21 protein-coding genes are annotated in these 19,766 nt (G+C 45.7%); 12 read left to right on the top strand and 9 right to left on the bottom strand.

The genetic code is table 11. The annotated features are described in order from the left end of the window. The first annotated feature begins 213 nt into the window (after positions 1-213). Positions 214-756: a hypothetical protein gene (locus tag SHD_RS12020; RefSeq protein ID WP_023267363.1), complete on the top strand. Its 543-nt coding sequence runs from the start codon at positions 214-216 to the stop codon at positions 754-756. A gap of 64 nt (positions 757-820) precedes the next feature. On the opposite strand, the gene SHD_RS12025 is transcribed toward SHD_RS12020, so the two are convergent. Continuing rightward, positions 821-2,809 carry an alkyl/aryl-sulfatase gene (locus tag SHD_RS12025; RefSeq protein WP_023267364.1) on the bottom strand — a complete coding sequence of 663 codons (1,989 nt, stop codon included), beginning with the start codon at positions 2,807-2,809 and terminating at the stop codon, positions 821-823. A gap of 122 nt (positions 2,810-2,931) precedes the next feature. Between SHD_RS12025 and SHD_RS12030 the strand changes: the two genes are divergently transcribed. After that, positions 2,932-3,882 (top strand): LysR family transcriptional regulator, encoded by a 951-nt coding sequence (locus tag SHD_RS12030; RefSeq protein ID WP_039978269.1) that lies wholly within the window; start codon positions 2,932-2,934, stop codon positions 3,880-3,882. Positions 3,883-3,920: 38 nt separating this feature from the next. Here the strand turns inward: SHD_RS12030 and queF are convergent, their stop codons facing one another. Continuing rightward, complete coding sequence (queF, locus tag SHD_RS12035; RefSeq protein ID WP_039978270.1) at positions 3,921-4,781, bottom strand: NADPH-dependent 7-cyano-7-deazaguanine reductase QueF; 861 nt, start codon at positions 4,779-4,781, stop codon at positions 3,921-3,923. A gap of 59 nt (positions 4,782-4,840) precedes the next feature. Between queF and syd the strand changes: the two genes are divergently transcribed. Beyond that, complete coding sequence (gene syd / locus SHD_RS12040; RefSeq protein WP_039978272.1) at positions 4,841-5,491, top strand: SecY-interacting protein; 651 nt, start codon at positions 4,841-4,843, stop codon at positions 5,489-5,491. A 109-nt stretch (positions 5,492-5,600) separates the two neighbouring features. Here the strand turns inward: syd and SHD_RS12045 are convergent, their stop codons facing one another. Together SHD_RS12045 and SHD_RS12050 are read right to left on the bottom strand one after the other, a co-directional pair. Next, a complete protein-coding gene (locus SHD_RS12045) occupies positions 5,601-6,374 on the bottom strand; it encodes a Zn-ribbon-containing protein (protein ID WP_023267368.1) in 774 nt (257 codons plus the stop codon). Beyond that, the gene (locus SHD_RS12050) at positions 6,374-6,757 is read right to left on the bottom strand and encodes a hypothetical protein (protein WP_023267369.1); all 384 of its coding nucleotides are present in this window, start codon (positions 6,755-6,757) and stop codon (positions 6,374-6,376) included. The genes SHD_RS12045 and SHD_RS12050 overlap by 1 nt, the downstream gene beginning before the upstream one ends. A 147-nt stretch (positions 6,758-6,904) precedes the next feature. Here SHD_RS12050 and SHD_RS12055 point away from each other — a divergent pair, with 147 nt between their 5' ends. Further along, the gene (locus SHD_RS12055; RefSeq protein ID WP_039978274.1) at positions 6,905-7,303 is read left to right on the top strand and encodes a DUF3192 domain-containing protein; all 399 of its coding nucleotides are present in this window, start codon (positions 6,905-6,907) and stop codon (positions 7,301-7,303) included. A gap of 40 nt (positions 7,304-7,343) precedes the next feature. On the opposite strand, the gene SHD_RS12060 is transcribed toward SHD_RS12055, so the two are convergent. Beyond that, the gene (locus tag SHD_RS12060; protein WP_023267371.1) at positions 7,344-7,577 is read right to left on the bottom strand and encodes a DUF2789 domain-containing protein; all 234 of its coding nucleotides are present in this window, start codon (positions 7,575-7,577) and stop codon (positions 7,344-7,346) included. Between the two features lie 144 nt (positions 7,578-7,721). On the opposite strand from SHD_RS12060, the gene SHD_RS12065 reads away from it, so the two are divergent. After that, positions 7,722-8,360, top strand: a complete 639-nt coding sequence (locus SHD_RS12065) for a GNAT family N-acetyltransferase (protein WP_023267372.1) — start codon at positions 7,722-7,724, stop codon at positions 8,358-8,360. Next, complete coding sequence (locus SHD_RS12070; protein ID WP_023267373.1) at positions 8,353-8,658, top strand: DUF962 domain-containing protein; 306 nt, start codon at positions 8,353-8,355, stop codon at positions 8,656-8,658. Before SHD_RS12065 ends, SHD_RS12070 begins: the two co-directional genes overlap by 8 nt. A 2,000-nt stretch (positions 8,659-10,658) precedes the next feature. Here the strand turns inward: SHD_RS12070 and SHD_RS12075 are convergent. Then, positions 10,659-11,045, bottom strand: coding sequence for a DUF3301 domain-containing protein (locus tag SHD_RS12075; RefSeq protein ID WP_023267374.1), 387 nt, complete (start codon positions 11,043-11,045; stop codon positions 10,659-10,661). Next, positions 11,042-12,055, bottom strand: coding sequence for a DUF3549 family protein (locus tag SHD_RS12080; protein WP_023267375.1), 1,014 nt, complete (start codon positions 12,053-12,055; stop codon positions 11,042-11,044). Before SHD_RS12080 ends, SHD_RS12075 begins: the two co-directional genes overlap by 4 nt. A 146-nt stretch (positions 12,056-12,201) precedes the next feature. Here SHD_RS12080 and SHD_RS12085 point away from each other — a divergent pair, with 146 nt between their 5' ends. Both SHD_RS12085 and truC read left to right on the top strand, forming a co-directional pair. Beyond that, the gene (locus SHD_RS12085; RefSeq protein ID WP_023267376.1) at positions 12,202-12,522 is read left to right on the top strand and encodes a YqcC family protein; all 321 of its coding nucleotides are present in this window, start codon (positions 12,202-12,204) and stop codon (positions 12,520-12,522) included. After that, positions 12,509-13,363 (top strand): tRNA pseudouridine(65) synthase TruC, encoded by an 855-nt coding sequence (gene truC, locus SHD_RS12090; RefSeq protein ID WP_023267377.1) that lies wholly within the window; start codon positions 12,509-12,511, stop codon positions 13,361-13,363. Before SHD_RS12085 ends, truC begins: the two co-directional genes overlap by 14 nt. A gap of 151 nt (positions 13,364-13,514) precedes the next feature. Here truC and SHD_RS22060 read toward each other — a convergent pair whose 3' ends face one another. Then, a complete protein-coding gene (locus SHD_RS22060) occupies positions 13,515-13,688 on the bottom strand; it encodes a hypothetical protein (protein WP_039978277.1) in 174 nt (57 codons plus the stop codon). 123 nt (positions 13,689-13,811) lie between these two features. On the opposite strand from SHD_RS22060, the gene SHD_RS12100 reads away from it, so the two are divergent. The 4 genes from SHD_RS12100 (at position 13,812) to SHD_RS12115 (ending at position 18,860) form a co-directional block, all read left to right on the top strand. Further along, positions 13,812-14,276 carry a flavodoxin gene (locus SHD_RS12100; protein WP_011623400.1) on the top strand — a complete coding sequence of 155 codons (465 nt, stop codon included), beginning with the start codon at positions 13,812-13,814 and terminating at the stop codon, positions 14,274-14,276. Continuing rightward, the gene (locus SHD_RS12105; RefSeq protein WP_023267378.1) at positions 14,228-15,709 is read left to right on the top strand and encodes a PTS transporter subunit EIIC; all 1,482 of its coding nucleotides are present in this window, start codon (positions 14,228-14,230) and stop codon (positions 15,707-15,709) included. Before SHD_RS12100 ends, SHD_RS12105 begins: the two co-directional genes overlap by 49 nt. A gap of 156 nt (positions 15,710-15,865) precedes the next feature. Beyond that, complete coding sequence (gene purU / locus SHD_RS12110; protein ID WP_084294880.1) at positions 15,866-16,741, top strand: formyltetrahydrofolate deformylase; 876 nt, start codon at positions 15,866-15,868, stop codon at positions 16,739-16,741. Between the two features lie 190 nt (positions 16,742-16,931). Then, positions 16,932-18,860 carry an HD domain-containing phosphohydrolase gene (locus SHD_RS12115; protein ID WP_023267380.1) on the top strand — a complete coding sequence of 643 codons (1,929 nt, stop codon included), beginning with the start codon at positions 16,932-16,934 and terminating at the stop codon, positions 18,858-18,860. A gap of 70 nt (positions 18,861-18,930) precedes the next feature. Here SHD_RS12115 and dapD read toward each other — a convergent pair whose 3' ends face one another. Then, positions 18,931-19,755 (bottom strand): 2,3,4,5-tetrahydropyridine-2,6-dicarboxylate N-succinyltransferase, encoded by an 825-nt coding sequence (gene dapD / locus SHD_RS12120; RefSeq protein ID WP_023267381.1) that lies wholly within the window; start codon positions 19,753-19,755, stop codon positions 18,931-18,933. Between the last annotated feature and the right edge of the window lie 11 nt (positions 19,756-19,766).

Genomic DNA, 19,766 nt, shown 5'->3' on the forward strand with positions numbered 1-19,766 from the left:
TCACTGCTTTACGCAAACCTTTCAAAGCACTTTCAACGAGTGTTTTAAATGGGTACTTATAATTAGTATTTGGAATTAGTGTTTTGAATTAGTGCTTTAAATTCAGTTTCTTGCCCTTTCACTGATTTTGTTATTCCTCCCTCATATTTCATTTTGGATTAAACCTAGCTCGCTATAGTCACGCCAGAGAACTCACTGACAAGGTTGTTAATCATGAAATTCAAATGCCTTTTATCGACCACCACTTTGCTACTGCTCGGTGGCTGTGGCTACTTTGGTGGCGATGAAAAACAGCAATTAGAGCAGGCATGGCTTGCTCAAGATCCCCAACTACAACAAGTGGTTGAGCAAATCCGCAGCCGCGGACTCGATGTGGTCGCCCAAAGTGCGGCTGCGGGCACTGTGTCGGCCTGTGTGGCCGAAAAACTCAGCCAAGATCCCCTCGGTAAATTAGTGAGCGTCGAAGGCGCCTTAGTGGAGTCGGCCAAGGTGGCGGAATTGCTCGGCGATTTACAGAAGGTGATGGAACAAGAGGTGAGTTTCGATCAAGTCGCAAGCCTGTTGCAAAAGGGCGCGGATGCGGCGGCCTATGCTAAAAGTTTGATCGAACAGCAGGGCGTCGAGCAAGCCATACAAAGCCTTAAGCAAATGGCTCTCGCCAGTGAACAATTTGCTCAGCAGGATTTAGGCGCGCATTTCCAGCAGTTACTGCTAGAGTGTAAAGCGACTCCTCCAGCGACAATATCGGCAAACTAATTTGGGCTTTAGATTAACGCCTTATCCTATAAAAACGCCCTGAAAATTCAGGGCGTTGAGTTATTTACTTTGCACTTGGTAGCGGGACGATTTCAAAGTTTGGATCGAACTGTACTAAGCTTGACATGATTTTACCAAAAGCGGTTTTATCGCCTTCTAATTTAGCGCGACCATTGGCCAGTAAGTCTTTAAGGGTCGTTTTACCCAGTAAAATACCTGTAATGTCACGCTTATCAATATAGAGATCGCTATCCGCCGCGAGTGGCTTATCAACTTTAATATTACTTAAGTTACCGTTACTTAGCTCTACATAGAGAATGTCTTTAGTGTCTGGGTTAATCACATTAAGTCTTAACAGCCCAAGCTCAGCGGCTTTGATGCTATCCACTCTCACTGCGAGAAAGTCAAAAAGAGTTGAGATATCCATTTCGCCTAAAATATCTGCCGAGGCTGATTTGGGAGCGCCGGGTTGAATACCTACCCTTAACTCTTGGGCGCCAGTGAGGTAAATATTGCGCCATCCTGCGCCTTCGGCTTGATAACCCAGTTGTTCATAGGTATCGGCAAGTAACTGTCTGGCTTCTTTGTTATTCGGTTCTGCCATTACGACTTTATTGAGTGCCGTTGCTACAAAGCGGTATTCTCCTTGGGCATAATCGGCTTTAGCGTGTTTCAGCACGGCTTTAGCGCCGCCCATATACTCAACAAATTTGGCTGATTCATCCTTTGTGGGTAGTGGGTTTAAGTTGGCTGGATTCATATCGAAATAGCCGAGGTACATGTTGTATACGGCTTTCGCATTGTGGCTATAGGTACCGTGATAACCATTGGTATACCAAGTATCACGTACTGCCTTGGGGATGGTGGTTTGAATTGCATCACCAATATCTTGGATGCCGACGCCGTTATTGGCTAAACGTAGGGTTTGATTATGGACTAGGCCATAGTTATCCCTTTGCATTCTTAAGTAGGCGTTGACATCTGCATTACCAAAGACAGGCGCAGAGTGAGCTTCAAACAATACCTGCGCATCATCACCAAAGCGTGTTAGCAATGCATTGATATCCTTAGACCATTTGATGGCATCCCGGACTTTTGCACCACGTAACGTGTAAATGTTGTGCATGCCGTGGTAGGTGAGTTCACCCGTCCATAGGGCCTTCATTGAGGGAATATAGGTGGCCATTTCCGACGCAGCTTCTGTGCCCGAGGCATCCATAAACACCATTTCGATACCATCAATAGTTAGCGTTTCCCATTTATCTTTGCTGTTAAGGGTGATATCGGGTTTTACATAGGTGACTTCGCCTTTGGATAGCCCTTTTGCGAGTGCAGCATCGACAATTCCTTGTTCATTGCGCTCTAATGTGGCGCCGTATTGATAGGCGGCGCGGCGGCTCATGGCATTACCTGCGAGGACGTTTTCGTCAACAATTTCTTTGGTGATGTTATGGGAACCATAGACTTTGACATTCGGGTACATGTCTTTAATGGCGCGCGAACCACCGAAATGATCCGCATGACTATGGGAGTAAATCATCGCGACCACGGGTAAATCATTGCCCTCTGGTAAGTGTTTAAGCGCAAATTCTAGGGACAACTTTGCCGATTCTTTGGTGAGTAGTACGTCATAAAGGATCCAGCCCGTTTTACCGCGAATAAGGGTTAAGTTGGCTAAGTCGGTACCTCGAACTTGATAAATACCTTCAGTAACCTTGTATAGGCCGTTTGAGACCATATTCAATTGAGCTTGGCGATAAAGGGAAGGGTTGACTGTATCGGGGGTTTTATCGCTAATAAAACTAAAGTCTGCCCGTAAAATCGCTGCCGTAGGTTCATCGAGTTCGGCGATAAGATTCTTCGAAAACTCTTCAAAGGCTTTTTTATCTGCGTAATTCAGTTTATCCGCTGCAGCTTTATTCGCCTTGATAGTGTGTTCAGTTGCAGCCTTTCCCTGATAGTGAAGGCTGATATGCTCGTGCTCATGTTCAGCTGCTGCGGCGTTAAAGGCAAAGCTTGCGATAATACTCATTGTGATTAGAGATTTTTGCATAATATTTCCTACTTAGGAGGGTAACCAAGTTGTTAATGATTTGAGTATAGCCAGCTTGTGTATTTAGATAACTCGAGTTAGCTTGGGTTGTAATATTCATCTTGTGAATGAGTCATCATCCTATGCCGACACAAAAGCCATTAGATTTGAACTTACTGCGAGTGTTTATGGTGGTTTATCGCACCCGCTCATTTACGCTGGCTGCACAGGAGTTGGACCTTACCCAATCGTCGGTAAGTAATGCCATTAGTCGATTGAGGGCATGGGTAGGAGAGTCATTGTTTACTCGTGTTGGGCGCGGGATCGAACCGACAGCGGTTGCACGTGAGATTTACCGCAAGCTTGAACAACCCATGACCGACATTGACAGTGTTTTGTTGGGATTTGAACATTTTGAACCTCACTCAAGTCAGCGGCACTTTTATGTTTATGCTAATGAATCAGTTATTGAGGCTTTGCAAGCTGGGGTTCAGTCCCTATTGCAGAATATGGATATTGAAGTGATTTTCCGTGAATCCCCCCCTCAAGAGGTGGATTTATACCGTGATATTTTACTTGAGCGGGTTGCAGTGGCGATTGACATTAAACCCGCGCAGCAAAGTTTGCTCTCGAGTAAATTACTTTTTACCGAGACATTGGTATGCATTGTTAGTCAGCAGCATCCTCGTATTCAAGGTGCCATTACCAATCAACAGTATTTTGAGGAGAAACACGTATTTTTAAATTTGCGGCGTTTTAATTTGACTGCGGGGGACTTGTTTACAGAAGGCGTGTTGCCTAGGCGCAAGATGTACAGCGAGCAGTCATCCCTATTAAGTATGTTTGCAACCGTAGGTAAAAGTGAGGCGATAGGTATTGCGCCTTTGCGATACGCTAGTCAATACGCTGGAATCTTCGGTTTGCAGATTTTACCTATGCCATTGAAAACGAGACCTATTGATTTGTATATGGTGTGGAGCAGCAAATATACACAAAACCCAAGCCATCAATGGTTGCGTCGCTTGTTACTTGATGCGAGTTCGACGAGCAACAACAAAAAAGCTCTAGATCAGTTTAGTCATGATTACAACTGATTTAGAGCTTAGAATTTGTTTTAAAAAATATAATCAGCTTACTGTCTTGCTAAGCGATGACTCTCGCCAGGGTGTTCAAAGTCACTGCGGTAAGGGTTGATGTCTAAACCGCCACGACGGGTATAACGGGCGTAAACGGTTAACTTAGCGCAGTGGCAGTAGTGTTTTAAATCGACAAAAATCCGCTCGACACACTGTTCGTGGAACTCGTTATGTTGGCGGAACGAAATCAAATAACGCAGTAACTTTTCGCGATCGATTTTAGGCCCTTGATAACGGATCATCACACTGCCCCAGTCCGGCTGAGAGGTGATTAAGCAGTTTGATTTCAACAGATTAGAGTTTAGTGTTTCGGCAACAATCTGTTTGTCATCTGTGCTGTTTTCAAGATAATCGGGATTAAAGTCATAGTCGCTGACTTCGATATCCAGATCGTCAATGCAAGTGCCTGGCAACTCGACGACGCGCTGAATACCAAAACTCTTAGGCTCGATGATCTTCACTGTGACTTGGCCTTGGGCACATTCACTGAGATCCCGTACCAAGGTTTTTTGCACGGTTTCGATATTGTCGAACTTGGTTTGGTTAAAACTGTTTAAATACAGCTTGAAGGATTTTGACTCGATCAGATTTTGGCTTTCATGGCTTAGCTGAATGTCGGCAATAGCCACCATAGGCTTGCCCTTGGCGTTTAGCCATGACAACTCATAGGCCGTCCAGATATCGGCTCCGTGGAAAGGCAAACTTTCCGCCGAGAGGTTGATAGCGTTACGGTTAAGTGAGCGAGGAACCCCTTGCAGCAGCGACGCATCATACTCGGCTTGGTAATCCGTGGCTTTACCTAAGGTTAGGCCGGCAAGCTCTTTTGCATCACTATAGGGATCGTGATTGTGTGTCATCAATACTGTTTCCATGTCAAAATAGGCGCACATTATACCCGAAATTGGATTGTGCTTAAGTGTCTTGTCTGCCTGCTCTCGATAAATTTTTGCAAAACTATCATCAGTCTTACCTATCAACTTTAGGCGAATTACCGCGATATTACCCGCGGGGTGAGCAATCTTTGTGTATTCAAGGTGAGTTTGATGAATCATCCGACGAGGCAGTGTCTTGGCTGCCCGTTAAGCGTGAACAGCTAGGTAGTTTTGCTAATGTTGAACATGCGCTTGAGCTAACATTATGGCCGGATATCAATCACTTTTATGGTGAGTATTTTGCGGCGCCCGTGCTGTTTGATTCACCCTGGGGCACGGGCGAATTGCTGCAGGTATGGAACGAGGCGGATTTTGATGCTCTGCAGCAAAATATTATCGGCCACTTAATGATGAAGCAAAAGCTCAAGCAGCCAGCAACTTGGTTTATAGGTTTGCTCGATGAGGGCGATAAGATGCTAACCGTTGATAATGCCGATGGCAGTGTCTGGGTTGAAATTCCCGGCGAGCTTCCTTCTGCCCAATTGGCGCCGAGTTTAGCTGAATTTATTGAGGCGTTATCGCCACGTATCGCGCCGCCCGTCAAACATGAAGAATTACCTATGCCGGCGCTCGAACATCCGGGGATTTTTGCCAGCTTTAAACGTATGTGGCACAACCTGATAGGTAAGCGTTAAGCGCGGGGTAAATGTTGCAAAGGTCTCTTGAAAAGCCTCTTGCAAACCTGTTTCGTAAACTCGGCTCGGCTATTTAGCCTGCCGAGTTTGCCATTCATCAATGGGTCAGTTATTGATGATCCCAAGACAAGTTAGACACTATGCGGCAAGGTTCGCAGCGAAAGTGGAACATATCTAATAGCGGCTCGTCGAGTTTCCAGTCGTGACTGCCACAGCGTGGGCAGGGGCGAGCTAACTCGGATTGCAGATCCTGTCCCCCGACGCGATATAAATAATAGTAGGTGGGGATTTTGGTCAGGTATTCGATTCGGCCGCGTAAGTCCCAACCTCTTCTAAATAAATCACTGTTTGGGCTGGATAATTCTTCCAGCGCGGCAAATTCTGCCTTAGTGGCTGCCGCCATTTGTAACTCATCACAGGCTTGCCACTCGGTTTGCCAGCGGATCACCCGTTTATGGTCACCATTAAAGGTGGCGGGGATTTGGTACAGCGGAATGGGCAGCAAGTTATCGCCACTTCGCAGGGGCGAGCACATATGCACATAGCTAGTGTAGAGCAGCTGCCAGCTGGGTGGCTCAGTATTACTCACCTCAGAATTAATATCCTGACCGATGAATTTTTCGCGTGGCGCCAGTAGCTTAGCCTCGGTTAATTCCGCCAGCGCTTTTTTCACCCAAGGGCTGTGATAACGATGATTCAAACTGTTTTTTTCAGGCATGAGTAAGCGTACTCGAAATTCGCCCTCATTAAAGGCCACGGCAAATTCGCGGCCAAGGATTTGGCCATTAGCGCGGTAAGCTTCCAGTAATTGATTGATGGCACGTTCTGCCGCACTGATGGTGGTATCGGCAAAGCATTCAAAGCGCAATTCGGTGACAAACATTAAGCGGATTTTCCTTGGGATTCGAGTTGACTGACACGTTGTTTCAGCTCGATAAGTTCATTTTTGAGTTGCATGATCTCGTTGTTTTTTAACGCGAAAGCTTGCTCAATACCCTGTTGCAACTGGGCTAACTGTTGCGCCAGTGTGGCGACTGTGAGTGGCGAAGCTTCGGCGGTGTCTGTTTCTTCAACCACGGGCTGAGTTTGGGCCGCTAAACGCTCACGCTCGGCTTTAGGTATCGATTTAAACTGCTGTAACCCTTGGATTAGCAGCGGCATGGGGATTTTGTTACCGACGCGGCTTTTTATCAGGGCAAGGCTTGGGGTTTTACCGCTGGCTTCGAGGGCGCACGCTGCTGCTAACACTTGGTCAATGGGACTCATAATAAGTGAAATTCCTTAATCTATATCGTATTTTTCACTAACTCACTGGAGCTTGATTATTTTAGTTCTTATAAATCAACACATTGCTTTTTGGCATTGATTTTGCTTTTTGAGCATTTTTATAACAAGTACTCAGGAAGTCATAATATGAACGCAAATATTAATCGCAAACTCATCGCGGTCACATTTTTAGGGTTAGCAAGCTTAGGTCTTAGTGGTTGTGTGGTCAATGTCGGCGACAGTGAATCTAAGTGGGATAGCAGCGAATCTTGGGAAATAACACAGGATAAAAACCGCAATAATCTGACTAAGCTCAGCCTTGGTATGAGCAAAGACCAAGTGATGACCTTAATGGGCGCCTCGGATTTTAGCGAATCTTATCTGCAGCAGAATGGCGGCCAAGCCGATAAAGAAGTGTTGGTACTCTTTTATCGCACCCAGCATGCCCACAGTGACGGTAAAACCACTAAGGATGAATGCACGCCAATCGTCTTAAGTAATAATGTGTTAGTGGGTTGGGGTGATACCGCCTACAGCAAGATTTAACAACTTCACTATTCACTATATTAAAGAAGGCCCTAAATTATTAGGGCCTTCTTAATTGTGCGTCAAGTTGCTCAATAAGCTCGGTCCATTGCGCGTCAGCCGCTAACGCTTCAATAAGAAAACTCTTTTGTGCCTGAGTCCAAAATGGGGCGTCAGTTAAATGTGTTTGTGGTGAAAGTTTGTGTGTCGCAATAAATTGTGTAATGGCTTGAGCTTGATTGGCTAATCCTAACTGTTCAAATAAATGGCTCATATCGACGGGCGTTGTATCCATGTTTACATCCTCTCTGCGTACCTTTATCTAGGGTATGCAACTCACTAGAAAAAGCAATCTATGATTAAAATTTGCACTTTTTGGTTTACTTGATACATTGATTACTACTCATAAGAGTGTGATCTAAATCAAGGAATTCTAATAATGGACAATAATACCTTGGATGAGTGCCGTGCAGTTTACCTCACCGCCGAAGATTTACGCCTTGCCGCTTCGATTCTGTATAACGCCTATCATGACGACCCTTTCTTTGTGGATGCTTTGTCCACTTCAGACAAATTCGCTTATGAACAAAAGTTACGCGCAGCGATCCGTGAGGAACTCAATACACTTTGGCAGGAAAAACAAGCACTAATAGGACTCTTTCATCAGACGCGATTAGTCGGCGTTGCTTGTGTTGTGACTCAAAAGGTACCGTTAGGTGAAGGTCGCTATTGGCACTGGCGACTCAAAATGTTGCTCGGTACAGGATGGCAATCTACTCAAGCGATTATAAGGAAGGAATCGAGCATTTTAGAGCTGTTGCCGAGTAAGCAGTGCGGCATTCTGCAGTTTATTGCCTTGTCACCCAACGAACAGCATAAAGGTTTAGGGCATCAACTCGTGCAAGCCGTAGTGAGTTGGTGTGATGAACAACCTGAGCTTGAAGGTATTGGGGTCTTTAGCGCGCAGGAAGCTCACACTCGTCTTTTTTTAATGCATGATTTTGTTTCTTTGGGTGAACTTAATATTGGCAGTGTAGCAGGACAATTACTCTTTTATACGAGTCAACAAGATGAATAAACCGTATCGCTCTTTTGCTGAGTTTTATCCTTTTTATCTTTCGCAGCACCAAGATTTGACCTGTAGGCGGCTACATTTTATTGGTAGCATTCTGGTTTTGTTATTAATTGTCATGGCGGTAGTCACTTCCCATTGGGGATTATTGTTATTAACTCCGGTCGTAGGGTACGGATTTGCCTGGGTGGGTCACTTTATTTTTGAACGTAATCGCCCCGCGACATTTCAATATCCGCTTTACAGTTTGATGGGCGATTGGGTGATGTTTGCACAAATTCTCACCGGAAAACTCAAACGCTGAATTTGTATGGCAAGTAGGAAGCTTACTTCCGTGTGAGAGATCGCTTACAAAGCCTGTAGGATAAAATGTTTTCTCACTGACTGTTTTGTAATCATAGTTTTTAAAGTGTATTTAAAATCATGGTGTTATGTTTGAATAAAACGTGGTTGTATGAAAAATGCGCTAGCGTGTGTTCTTTAAGCGAAACAAAAATAGCGAGAACCACGTAGAATTTACTCAACGCCAAAACAAACGGATAGCAGGGATTGCAATACAGGCGAGAGGGACGCAAGAAGCGACGAATTAAGATTCTTGGATTTGAATCTCTGACTACAGGAAAGCTGTCATATGCCTAGGATAGGTTAAGGAAAAGCAGGGCTGCTTTCTCATGGATGATATGGAATTTATATCTGCTGGTATGGCAGGTTTCAGGATGATAAAAGCCAAGCTTAAGGATTAAGCGTTACTCAAAGTGTTAAGCCTTGGGTTAAAGGATAAGTATAAGGGTGAACAGCTTGTACTAATACTATGGATGGTGTTAAGCAGGATGCGACGAGGACGAACCATAGGATGTGGTTATAACCGAAGCAGGATTTTCGGTGCAACGGATTAAGTGTTATGGTTTTCCATACACAGGGAAAAGGGATACAAGGACGATTGCAGGAAGCAAACGTACGCATGGAAGGTGCAGGGAGCACAAACTGAGCAGGATGGCTTACAGAGAATAAATGGGGCGCACACGGTGCGCCCTTTTCTTTTTTGCAATTCGAGTAATGGCTATTTGGCTAGTGCGTGTTGGCGTTGCTGAGATATTTGGGCTGCAATACAGCAGACAATTAGGCAAAGATCTGTACGGTTTGATGAAGTTTAGGTGAAGTAAAAGCCTTCGCCTTGTCTAAAGCCCGTTTAACTCCCGCTGAATGAATAGATATTTAATACAATTGGTATAATAACGCCTGCAACGTTTCCTGGCGGAGTCGTTTATACATATTTTCTACCACAAGAGCTGCTTGTCATTGGGGGAGAAGAACGACACATCATTCCTGGTTTCGCGAGCACGTGCTTGCCAGAACGAACAACATCTGATCTCGAAACGCCAACACTCCTAGAATGAACAGCATTAATTTCTGCTCGACAACATGAACTAGGTCATATTGTTCATTTTTATATGTTGATACAGACGTAATTCTATAAAGTGACAGATTTCTGCTTATTCATTAAGACAATTGTGCCAGGGGATTCAGATTTTTTGGATGTCAAAATGTTTGACAAGGATAAAAATTGCCATTGTCTTTGTGAGATATGTCTCACAAGTGTGTAAGTAATTTGTAAGTTCTTTGACTGACAATGACGATATTGTTTTTAATAAATTATTTTTAATCAAAACGTTAATAAATTTCCCCCTGTGTGAACTTAATATGGCACCTTAGATTTTTGGCTTTTGCGAAAGCTGGCCAGCCTTAGCTGTCGTAGAATTCATTTGTAGACGGAACTACAGCGAACAGGAAGTTAGCAGTCAGGATGATTGGACAGTGTTTAAGGAATAAACACTGATGGAGTGGTAAGGAGAGACTTTCAGGATGAAAGCGATGCGAACCACGGAAGGAAAGACTATCAGGGATAGATAGCCTAATTGCATAGGATTGCAATGGCACATGGAGTGCAATAGAAAGGATGCTACTGAACCTATTTCACGGATGATGCTGGAACCGCTCAGGAAAGAGCAAGCTTGGTAAAAGGAACGCCAAGAGATAGGGAAGTACGTTGAGTACAGGGAAATATCACGGATTGAATAGGGATGCTGCAGGACGCAAGTTGACGCATGGATGGTGCAGGGAGCACGAAAATAGCGGGATAGCTTAACAGAGAACAGAAGGGCGTGGTCTTAAGACCACGCCCTTTCTTTTTTGGTATTCGTGCAGATAAAGCTGATTGAGTACGGATGTAGAGCCGAGCTATGGCTGAGTGTTATCTATACGACTCGGCGTTGTCTATTCAACTCAAAGGTCTACAGCAGTCAATTAATGGCATTTGCCCGAGCTACAGCTACTTTGGCTGCCGCAACCACCAAACTTGCCTTTGGCCATTGGTGCTTCTTGCCATTCTGGCTCTGGGAAAATAGGCCATTCAATCTTTTGCACTTTTTTCCCCAGCATCCAAATATGGCCGCGGTATTGGTTGATGCCATCGGTGCTGAATTCGAATAGGTATTTTGCCTTCCAACAGATCCCTGTGGTGCCGCCAAGGCTGGGGCGAGCCGTTTCCATTGCGATGGCTAAGAGTTGTACTTTTTGTCTACAACATTCTTTTTCGGCAAAAATACGGCTTAATTCTGCCATTTGGCGTAATTGCCAAAAGAAGGCCGCAACCACAATTAGCGCAATAATTACCAGCAGATCTGACATCATTTACTTGTAGCCTTAAACAAGCCACCAATGGCCTGTGATAGTTGAACACTCCGATTGGGATTCCTTAATTCACCCAATAAGTGGTTACGCAAACTGGGAATCGCCACAATATCAGCAAAGATCTGATTAAAAAAGGCTTGGGGTTGTCGCGCCAGTGCTTCGAGGTAAATACTGCGACTCAGCTCTTGCTTTAATACGGTCCAGTTTCGGCCTGCGATGCTGATGAGTTCATTGGCCTCTAAGCGCTCGGTTTGTTGAAGATGGGCTAAGGCTTGTTGACTCAATTCGGTATGAGAGGCGAGTGCGCGCAAGTAATAGGCTTGGTACTCGGGAGGAGCTGCCACAAACTTAGCATAAAGTTTATTCGCAAGTCCTTCTGTTAAATGCAGATGTTCGAGACATTGGCACAGGGCAATTTGCACTTCAATCGCACTATTGTCAAAACTGGCAAGGAGTTGCTGCTCGTGATCTAATTCCCCAAGGCGAACACATACGTCGCTCAAACCTTGCAGGCCAATATGCTGCCATTCACTCGGTGCAATTTGTCCCGAGAGATATTGCACTGCAAATTCATATTGAATAGAAGCGCTTAACCCTAATTGTTTACGCACTAAGGCGTTAAATACCGCCAGTTTTTCTTGGCTGGGCTTAAAGCTAAACGGATTGTTAGCGAGGCGATCCTGTTGCTCATCGGTTAAGGGTTGAGTCGGATCTTGCCCCAGTGCCGTTAATACCATTTCAATAAACTGTGAGCGCGGCGCCGGCGAGAGCAGTCCTTGTTCGTCTAACGGTAGCTTTAGGAACCAAATAAAGTGCTGTTGGCTCTCGTTCCAAAACACGATGGCAAATTGGGCATGCCCTTGAATTGGGTAAGGGTAGGGTGTGACTAATGATTCGATTTGATGGAAGGCCAGCATATCGATGTGCTGTACTCTTCGTCCTAATTCATAGACTTGGAATTGGGTTTTGGCGGTCGTTAAAAATTGGCTAAGCGTGGTAATTTCAGTCATTTGGCTGCCATATCAATCAAAAAGGCTCAATAAATTGGCGACATTATAGGGGGAAGTTGTGCGCGATGGTATGATTGCCACACTTTTATCGCCTCAGTCGCAACGCTTAATTGTCGAATGACCGTGGCTTAATGGACCTTATATCGATGCTTTACAGCCAAACTCAATCCAAACTAGCCCAAATTGCCCACGAGCTACAAAGTGCCGGGCTTTGGTCTACTCGTGCGCCCAGTGATGAAGCCATGGCCAGTACGGCGCCTTTTGCCTGTGATCTTATGTCGTTAGAACAATGGTTGCAGTTTATCTTTATTCCGCGCATGCAAGCCCTTATCGATGCGGGGCAACCTTTGCCAAGCAAAATTGCGATAGCCCCGATGGCGGAACATGTGTGGTCCGAACAAGCGGCGTTAGCGCCTTTAATCGGTGTCTTAAATGAATTGGATATGTTGTTAAATGAACCTAGATGATGATTGGCTGGATATGCCAGAGGATAAATACAATCCAAGCGAGAGCGGCGAGCAGTCAGAGCCTGCGCCTGAACTGCGTATCTTGTATCAAGACGAGCACTTGGTGGCTATCCACAAACCCGCGGGATTATTGGTTCATCGCAGCTACTTAGCGCGGCGTGAGCGCTTTTTTGCGATGCAACTGACTCGGGACTTAGTTGGTTGCCATGTGTTTCCGGTACACCGTTTAGATAGACCCACCTCGGGCGTGTTGTTATTTGCTAAAAGCAGTGAGGTGGCCAACGCCCTATGCGAGCAATTTGCCAACCACAGTATTGAAAAACAATATTTGGCCTTGGTGCGTGGCAATATGCATGAGAGTGGTGTGTTGGATTATGCGCTCAAAGTCGAATTAGATGAGGTGGCTGACAAGTTTGCCAATCAAGATAAGGCCGCGCAGGACGCTGTGACTCAATATGAGCCGCTATTAAATACCGAAATTCCTTATCCGTCGGGGCGTTATGCAACTAGTCGCTTCGCGTTAGTGAAACTGAGTCCAAAAACGGGGCGTAAGCACCAACTCAGACGCCATATGGCGCATTTACGTCACCCGATTATTGGTGATACCACCCACGGCGATGGTAAGCAAAATGCGTTTTTCCGCGCACATTTCGATATCAACCGACTGTGGCTGATTGCGAAAAAGTTAACCTTCACTCACCCGGTGACACTTGAGCGCTTAAGTATTGAAACCGAGCTTGAGCCAGAATGGGAAACCGTGTTTTCAGGACTGGGTTGGGATGATGCCGTACTTTGTTGCGAGCCAAGTGTCTTGATTGCAGAGCAAACGACGACCGTTTAAGGCAATGCTTGTTTGGGCATTTAGGGCCTGTGGTCGCTTAAGAGGCGACTCCTAGCTTAAAGATACTTCTAGCCTAAGGCGAGTGCTGACTTAAGCTTGCATCTTGGAGATATGTCTAGTTGCATGCAATTCACTGCAACATTCGGCGGTTTTAACTAACGGTTGCTTTGAGGTTGGATATCAAGCTGGCTAAGGTCGAGTATTCCGCCGAGGCGTTAGGCGGTAATTGCAGATTTTGCTGGGCGGCGTGAAAGTAATGTTTACGTCGTATTTGGGTGGTTTTATGTTGGTGCTTGAGGTGTTTTTGCCTATTGCTCTGTCGCATCAGTTTGCTTCCCCATGCTCAATAACTTGATTTATAAAATTTTTACCTTGTTGCTTGCCCTAAAGCCTCACAATAAAGTAACTTCAGCTAAGTTGCGTTTACGCATGTGGCACGGAGTATATCATGAAAAAAGTTAATCTGGTGTTCGGCACTGTGTATGGTAGCGCACAATTTACCGCCGAAACCTTAGAAAAAGCGCTGACAGAACTTGGTTATGACGCCAAATTGTGGCAACCGAATGAAATTAGCCAATTTACGCCACCACAGGATGAGTTGTTAGTGGTGGTGACCTCGACGACAGGGCAAGGGGATTTACCCGACGATATCCAGCCTTGGTATTATCATCTTAAGGAGACGGCGCCTTATCTGCCTGAGCTGAAATACAGCGTAATCGCACTTGGTGATTCGAGTTACGATACCTTTTGCGGTGCGGGTAAATCGGTAGATGAATTGCTCAGTGAGTTAGGTGCTAAACCCGTTGTGGCGCGTCTTGAAATTGATGCCTGTGAAACCATGGAACCTGAGGTCGAAGCGATAAAATGGCTGGAAAGCTGGAATCAAATCGTCAAATCCGAACGCGCCGCTTAGGTCATTTCGTTACTCAACAGTGGTTTAAATTTGCCCAGCGTTTAAGTCAGGCGCTGTTAATTCCGATTGCTATTTTACCCGCGGCGGGTGTGATGCTGGGCTTAACCGTAAGTCCAATCCCTTTTATGCCTGAGGTGCTAACCGTATTGATGCTGGCGGTTGGCAAGCTGATTTTTGCCATCATGCCCATGTTGTTCGCGGTGGCGGTGGCGATAGGGTTTTGCCGCGATCAAGGTATCGCCGCTTTTACCGCTGTATTTGGTTATGGGGTGATGACGGCCACCTTAGCCGCATTAGCGGATCTCTACCAACTGCCGACCCAATTGCTACTTGGCATGGAAACCTTAGACACTGGGATAGCCGGTGGCATGTTGATTGGTGGCGTGACTTGCTTTGCCGTGCGCTGGAGCCAATATATTCGCCTGCCGGCGATTTTCTCCTTTTTCGAGGGGCGACGTAGCGCCTCTTTATTGATCATTCCGTTGGCGATGGGTTTAGGTTATATCCTTGCCCATGTGTGGCCGCCGTTATCTCTTTTAATCGAGCGTGTTTCCGATTGGGCCGTTTACCAAAAGCCGGCCATCGCCTTTGGTGTTTATGGCGCGTTCGAACGTTTACTCATTCCCCTTGGTTTGCATCATATCTGGAATGCGCCTTTTTATTTAGAAGTTGGCCAATACCCGTTACAGAATTCGGAGGTGGTTCGGGGGGAAGTAGCGCGCTATTTAGCGGGTGATCCGCAGGCGGGGAATTTAGCGGGCGGTTATTTGATTAAAATGTGGGGATTGCCCGCAGCGGCGCTGGCGATTTGGCGCTGTGCCGATCCCTCGGAGCGTAATCGGGTCGCGGGCATTATGCTTTCCGCTGCGGCGGCCAGTTGGCTGACAGGAGTCACAGAGCCGATTGAGTTCGCCTTTATGTTTGTGGCGCCGATTTTATTTCTTATCCATGTGGTGTTGTCGGGGCTGGCATATTTTGTCTGCATCTTACTCGATATTCACCACAGTATTGTGTTCTCCCATGGGTTGGTGGATTTCACGCTGTTGTTTTCCCTGTCGCGCAATACGGGCTGGTTTGCATTCTTAGGGCCGCTGACGGCGGTGATTTATTACCTGCTGTTTAGGGGCAGTATTTTGGCATTTAATTTAAAGACGCCAGGACGTCTCGAACCCGATGAACCCCATGGTGCCAAAGAGAGCTTAAGGGCCATCATTGCGGCATTGGGCGGTCGCGAGAATATTGTTGAGCTCAATGCTTGTCTCACCCGTTTACGTTTAAGTGTGCACTGCCCTGAGCTCGTCAATAAAGTGCGACTCAGCCAGCTCGGTGCTAAGGGCGTGATAGTGATGGGCAAAGGTGTACAAGTGGTGTATGGCACCAAAGCCGAAACCCTACGCAAAGTCTTGCAGCGTTATTTAGATACCCGGCGTTAATATTGAATCTTATTGAAATTAATCGCTGCTTTATTGTGTTTAATAAAGTTAACTCACAATAAATTCACTTTTTATCACAAAAAATAAGCTTTTCATGCTGTGTGAGTGAATGGGCTATGGCACACTCAAATAAGGGACCATAGAGGAGATCAGATTTTGCAGTCACAGCATGAACAAGTATCGAACGCGAAACCCGCCTTAGCACGTAAAATCCTGATGACAGATTGCGCCGATGCCCAAGGGCTTATCGCCAAAATCACCAGTGTTTGCTTCAATCATCAGCTTAACATCATTAAAAACAGTGAGTTTGTGGATAATGCTCAGGGGCGATTTTTTATGCGCACTGAGCTCGAAGGGCACTTTAACAGCGAGCAATTGCTACAAGATCTGCGGGAGGTGTTACCCGCACAAAATCATATGACCTTGGTCAGCGCGGGTAAGAAGCGTATCGTCGTATTAGTCACCAAAGAAGCCCATTGTTTGGGTGATCTGCTGATGAAGGCCTACTATGGCGGCTTGAATGTTGAGATAGCAGCCGTGGTGGGCAACCATGATGTGTTAAGGGAATTGGTTGAAAAATTTGATATTCCTTTTCATCTAGTCAGTCACGAAGGGCTCGACAGAATTCAGCATGAGCAGGCGTTACTGGCCGCTGTGTCGCAATACGCGCCCGATTATCTGGTGCTCGCTAAATATATGCGGGTGCTGACGCCGGATTTCGTCGCCGAATATCCAAACCGTATCATCAATATCCATCATTCTTTCTTGCCAGCATTTATCGGTGCCGCACCTTACCGCCAAGCCTGGGAGCGAGGGGTAAAGATTATCGGTGCGACGGCGCATTTTGTGAATAATTGCCTCGATGAAGGGCCCATCATTAAACAGGATGTGATCCCCGTCGATCACAGTTACAGTGCGCTTGAAATGGCTAAAGCGGGGCGAGATGTCGAAAAAAGCGTCCTCAGCAAAGCATTACAACTTGTGCTGAATGAGCAAGTAGTGGTCTACGGCAATAAGACCATTGTGTTTTAAGTCGTTAAATTTTATTTGAGTATCCCCAGCACGCTCTTGCCTATACCGTGATGGGGATCTTATGTTTCAGTTTTAGCTTGTGGCTTACATTAGCTTTGCTATCCTTATGTTTAATAGGATTTTTGCTTTGTTCATGTCCTAATGAGTTTTTAAGTCTACATTCCTATTTTTAATCAAGGATGGAGGTTGGATGTCAACAAATCGCGGTCTAATTGTCGGAACGATGGATCTACCCGATGGTTTGCATTTGTCTTGGGCACAACTCGATAAAGAGTTTCGTGTTCAAAAAATGAGTCAAGCCTTTTATGAGCGCTGTAACCGCTCAGCAGCGCAAATCATTAATAAACCCATTTGTCAGTTATTCAGTGCTTTTGACACTGATTTATGTGCCGATATTGAGCATCGTAGCGATGGCTATATCGGTTTCCAGTTACAGGACAATAATGGTACGAATGTGCATTTTGCTTTGCATGCAGTCCCAGAAGATGGATGGTACTTGATCTTATCTGAGATTAATTTTGAAGATCCCAAAATTAAAGAGTTGCATGTAGATTATCGCCGAGCAATCCAAGCGAGCGACGTTTGGTTACAGCATATTGAAGAAGTCATAAGGTCTTCTCCAGAGGATGTTTTCCGCGTTGCTGTAGCCAAATATGTTGCACTCAGTAGTAGTCGGCATGGATTTATTCTTTTACATAACGAAAAATCGAAATTACTTACCTTGGCGGCTAGAACCCAATATCCCCAGTCTAAGATTGGCCTCCAAGACATAGTCGAAGAAGAAACCCAAGCTCCTGAAACTGAAAGTCTTGTTTGGCTTGAATGCGCTCAAAACTTTAAGCCTATCATTAAAAATAGCCTAGGTAAGCCAGCGGGTACCGAGCGAGTATTCGATAAATTACTGCTTGATGAACGCTATTTAGCGGTACCCATTTTATTTCGAAATCGGTTGATGGGAATTATTTGCGTCGTTGGTCGAAGTGACCCCTACAGTCGTCAAGATGCCCGCTCATTGCTCACTTTTGCGAGTATTTTATGGCCCTCGATTGAGCTTCCACGAAGTTTAAGGGCGGTGTCTCGTCAGTCCAAAATCATCAAGGCGCAAAAGGAACAATTATCCCAATCGTTAACCCAGCTTATCAGCGCCATTTCCGAGGCATTAGAACTTAAAGATGCTTATACCGCGGGGCATCAAAAGTCGGTAGCCCAATTAAGTTATCTAATAGGTGAAAAACTCGGACTTGAACCGCAGCGTTTAGAGGGGCTAAAAATCGGTGCACTGGTGCATGACATAGGTAAACTTGCAATACCATCGCAGATATTGACTAAGCCTTCAAAACTATCCAAAGAAGAATACGCTTTAATTCAAACTCATCCACAGCATGGAGCAGAAATAGTAGAGGATGTCGAATTTCCTTGGCCCATAAAACAGATGATATTACAGCATCATGAGCGGCTTGATGGATCGGGTTACCCATTGGGATTGAAGGATAAAGCGATTCTTTATGAGGCTAAAATTATTGCCGTTGCCGATGTGGCTGATTCAATCCTATCACATCGACCTTATCGTCCGTCATTGGGATTGGCGAAGATGACAGAAGTGCTGCGGACGGGTAAAGGGACCTTATTTGATCCTGACATAGTTGAAACCTGTTTAGAGGTACTTATTAACCGTGAAATTAGTATTAGCGATCATATAGGTTCTGCCGCGCTAGACCCGGTAGTGACAGTCACTTTAGACCATGAGTTAGCCGACATTAAACGACTACTGACTCACGCCCATGCTAAAGTGGCAGTTGTGCAGGATGAAGAACATCACCTCATTGGCGTTATCACCCTAAGATTATTGGACTATTGGCTCAGCCCTCTCATTGGCAGTGCAGCCGAGCGAGAACAGGATAGGGCTTTTTTGCGTAAAAAAGCCCATCAAATCATGGAGCATTCTGTTCCTTTAATTAGTGATGTGGCGACTTCAGAAGATGCGTTGCAGCAGCTTAATGAGTCTGACTCTGAGTTTTTGGTGGTTGTGAATAAGGCGCAACATGCAATAGGCGTAATTGGCTGGCGTGCAATAGCGATGGCGAATAAGTTAAGGCAGGATGTAGAGCGTTTAATTTAACGGAATTTGGTTGATAAAAATGCCAAGCAGCTTGCTTGGCATTTTGTTATCCCGCTATGTAGCGAAACGCTTAATCGACGATACGTAACAGTTCGTTGATACCCACTTTACCGCGGGTTTTTGCGTCCACTTTTTTCACAATGATGGCAGCGTATAGGCTGTATCTACCGCAAGCCGATGGCAGGTTACCCGATACCACGACTGAGCCAGCTGGTACACGGCCGTAGTGGATTTCGCCCGTTTCACGGTCATAAATACGGGTGCTTTGGCCGATATAAACGCCCATTGAAATCACTGAGCCTTCTTCAACCACGACGCCTTCAACGATTTCTGAGCGTGCGCCGATAAAGCAGTTGTCTTCAATAATGGTAGGGCCCGCTTGCAGCGGCTCGAGTACGCCACCGATGCCCACACCACCGGATAAGTGCACGTTTTTACCGATTTGCGCACATGAGCCAACGGTTGCCCAAGTGTCAACCATAGTGCCTTCGTCAACGTAGGCGCCAAGGTTCACGTAAGAAGGCATTAACACAGTGTTTTTACCGATAAAAGAGCCTTTACGTACGGTTGCCGATGGCACCACACGTATAGCTTCGGCTTTAAAGCGGGCTTCGTCATATTCGGCGAACTTTAACGGTACTTTATCGAAATATTTGGTTTCGGCACCATCGATAACCGCGTTATCGAAAATACGGAATGACAGTAATACCGCCTTCTTCAACCATTGATGTACATGCCATTGGCCATCGATTTTCTCGGCGACGCGCAGTTCACCTTTATCGAGCATATTGATGACATTTAGCACATCGTTACGCACGCTTGCGTCAACAGTGCTTGGTGTGATGTCGGCACGCGCTTCAAATGCGGCCTCAATACGTTGGCGTAAAGCCTCCATTTACTTCTCCC

It is taken from the genome of Shewanella decolorationis S12 (assembly GCF_000485795.1).
Classification (GTDB): Bacteria; Pseudomonadota; Gammaproteobacteria; order Enterobacterales; family Shewanellaceae; genus Shewanella; species Shewanella decolorationis.

Excerpts from the sequence above, each read along its gene's own strand:
- SHD_RS12055 (WP_039978274.1), top strand. The coding sequence starts at position 6,905 with ATGAACGCAAATATTAATCGCAAACTCATCGCGGTCACATTTTTAGGG.
- SHD_RS12060 (WP_023267371.1), bottom strand. The coding sequence starts at position 7,577 with ATGGATACAACGCCCGTCGATATGAGCCATTTATTTGAACAGTTAGGA.
- SHD_RS12045 (WP_023267368.1), bottom strand. The coding sequence starts at position 6,374 with ATGTTTGTCACCGAATTGCGCTTTGAATGCTTTGCCGATACCACCATC.
- SHD_RS12105 (WP_023267378.1), top strand. The coding sequence starts at position 14,228 with ATGGCTGGAAAGCTGGAATCAAATCGTCAAATCCGAACGCGCCGCTTA.
- SHD_RS12050 (WP_023267369.1), bottom strand. The coding sequence starts at position 6,757 with ATGAGTCCCATTGACCAAGTGTTAGCAGCAGCGTGCGCCCTCGAAGCC.
- SHD_RS12115 (WP_023267380.1), top strand. The coding sequence starts at position 16,932 with ATGTCAACAAATCGCGGTCTAATTGTCGGAACGATGGATCTACCCGAT.
- SHD_RS12080 (WP_023267375.1), bottom strand. The coding sequence starts at position 12,055 with ATGACTGAAATTACCACGCTTAGCCAATTTTTAACGACCGCCAAAACC.
- SHD_RS12070 (WP_023267373.1), top strand. The coding sequence starts at position 8,353 with ATGAATAAACCGTATCGCTCTTTTGCTGAGTTTTATCCTTTTTATCTT.
- SHD_RS12085 (WP_023267376.1), top strand. The coding sequence starts at position 12,202 with ATGCTTTACAGCCAAACTCAATCCAAACTAGCCCAAATTGCCCACGAG.
- SHD_RS12065 (WP_023267372.1), top strand. The coding sequence starts at position 7,722 with ATGGACAATAATACCTTGGATGAGTGCCGTGCAGTTTACCTCACCGCC.
- queF (WP_039978270.1), bottom strand. The coding sequence starts at position 4,781 with ATGACACACAATCACGATCCCTATAGTGATGCAAAAGAGCTTGCCGGC.
- SHD_RS12025 (WP_023267364.1), bottom strand. The coding sequence starts at position 2,809 with ATGCAAAAATCTCTAATCACAATGAGTATTATCGCAAGCTTTGCCTTT.
- SHD_RS22060 (WP_039978277.1), bottom strand. The coding sequence starts at position 13,688 with ATGCGACAGAGCAATAGGCAAAAACACCTCAAGCACCAACATAAAACC.
- SHD_RS12100 (WP_011623400.1), top strand. The coding sequence starts at position 13,812 with ATGAAAAAAGTTAATCTGGTGTTCGGCACTGTGTATGGTAGCGCACAA.
- dapD (WP_023267381.1), bottom strand. The coding sequence starts at position 19,755 with ATGGAGGCTTTACGCCAACGTATTGAGGCCGCATTTGAAGCGCGTGCC.
- SHD_RS12030 (WP_039978269.1), top strand. The coding sequence starts at position 2,932 with ATGCCGACACAAAAGCCATTAGATTTGAACTTACTGCGAGTGTTTATG.
- SHD_RS12020 (WP_023267363.1), top strand. The coding sequence starts at position 214 with ATGAAATTCAAATGCCTTTTATCGACCACCACTTTGCTACTGCTCGGT.
- SHD_RS12075 (WP_023267374.1), bottom strand. The coding sequence starts at position 11,045 with ATGATGTCAGATCTGCTGGTAATTATTGCGCTAATTGTGGTTGCGGCC.
- truC (WP_023267377.1), top strand. The coding sequence starts at position 12,509 with ATGAACCTAGATGATGATTGGCTGGATATGCCAGAGGATAAATACAAT.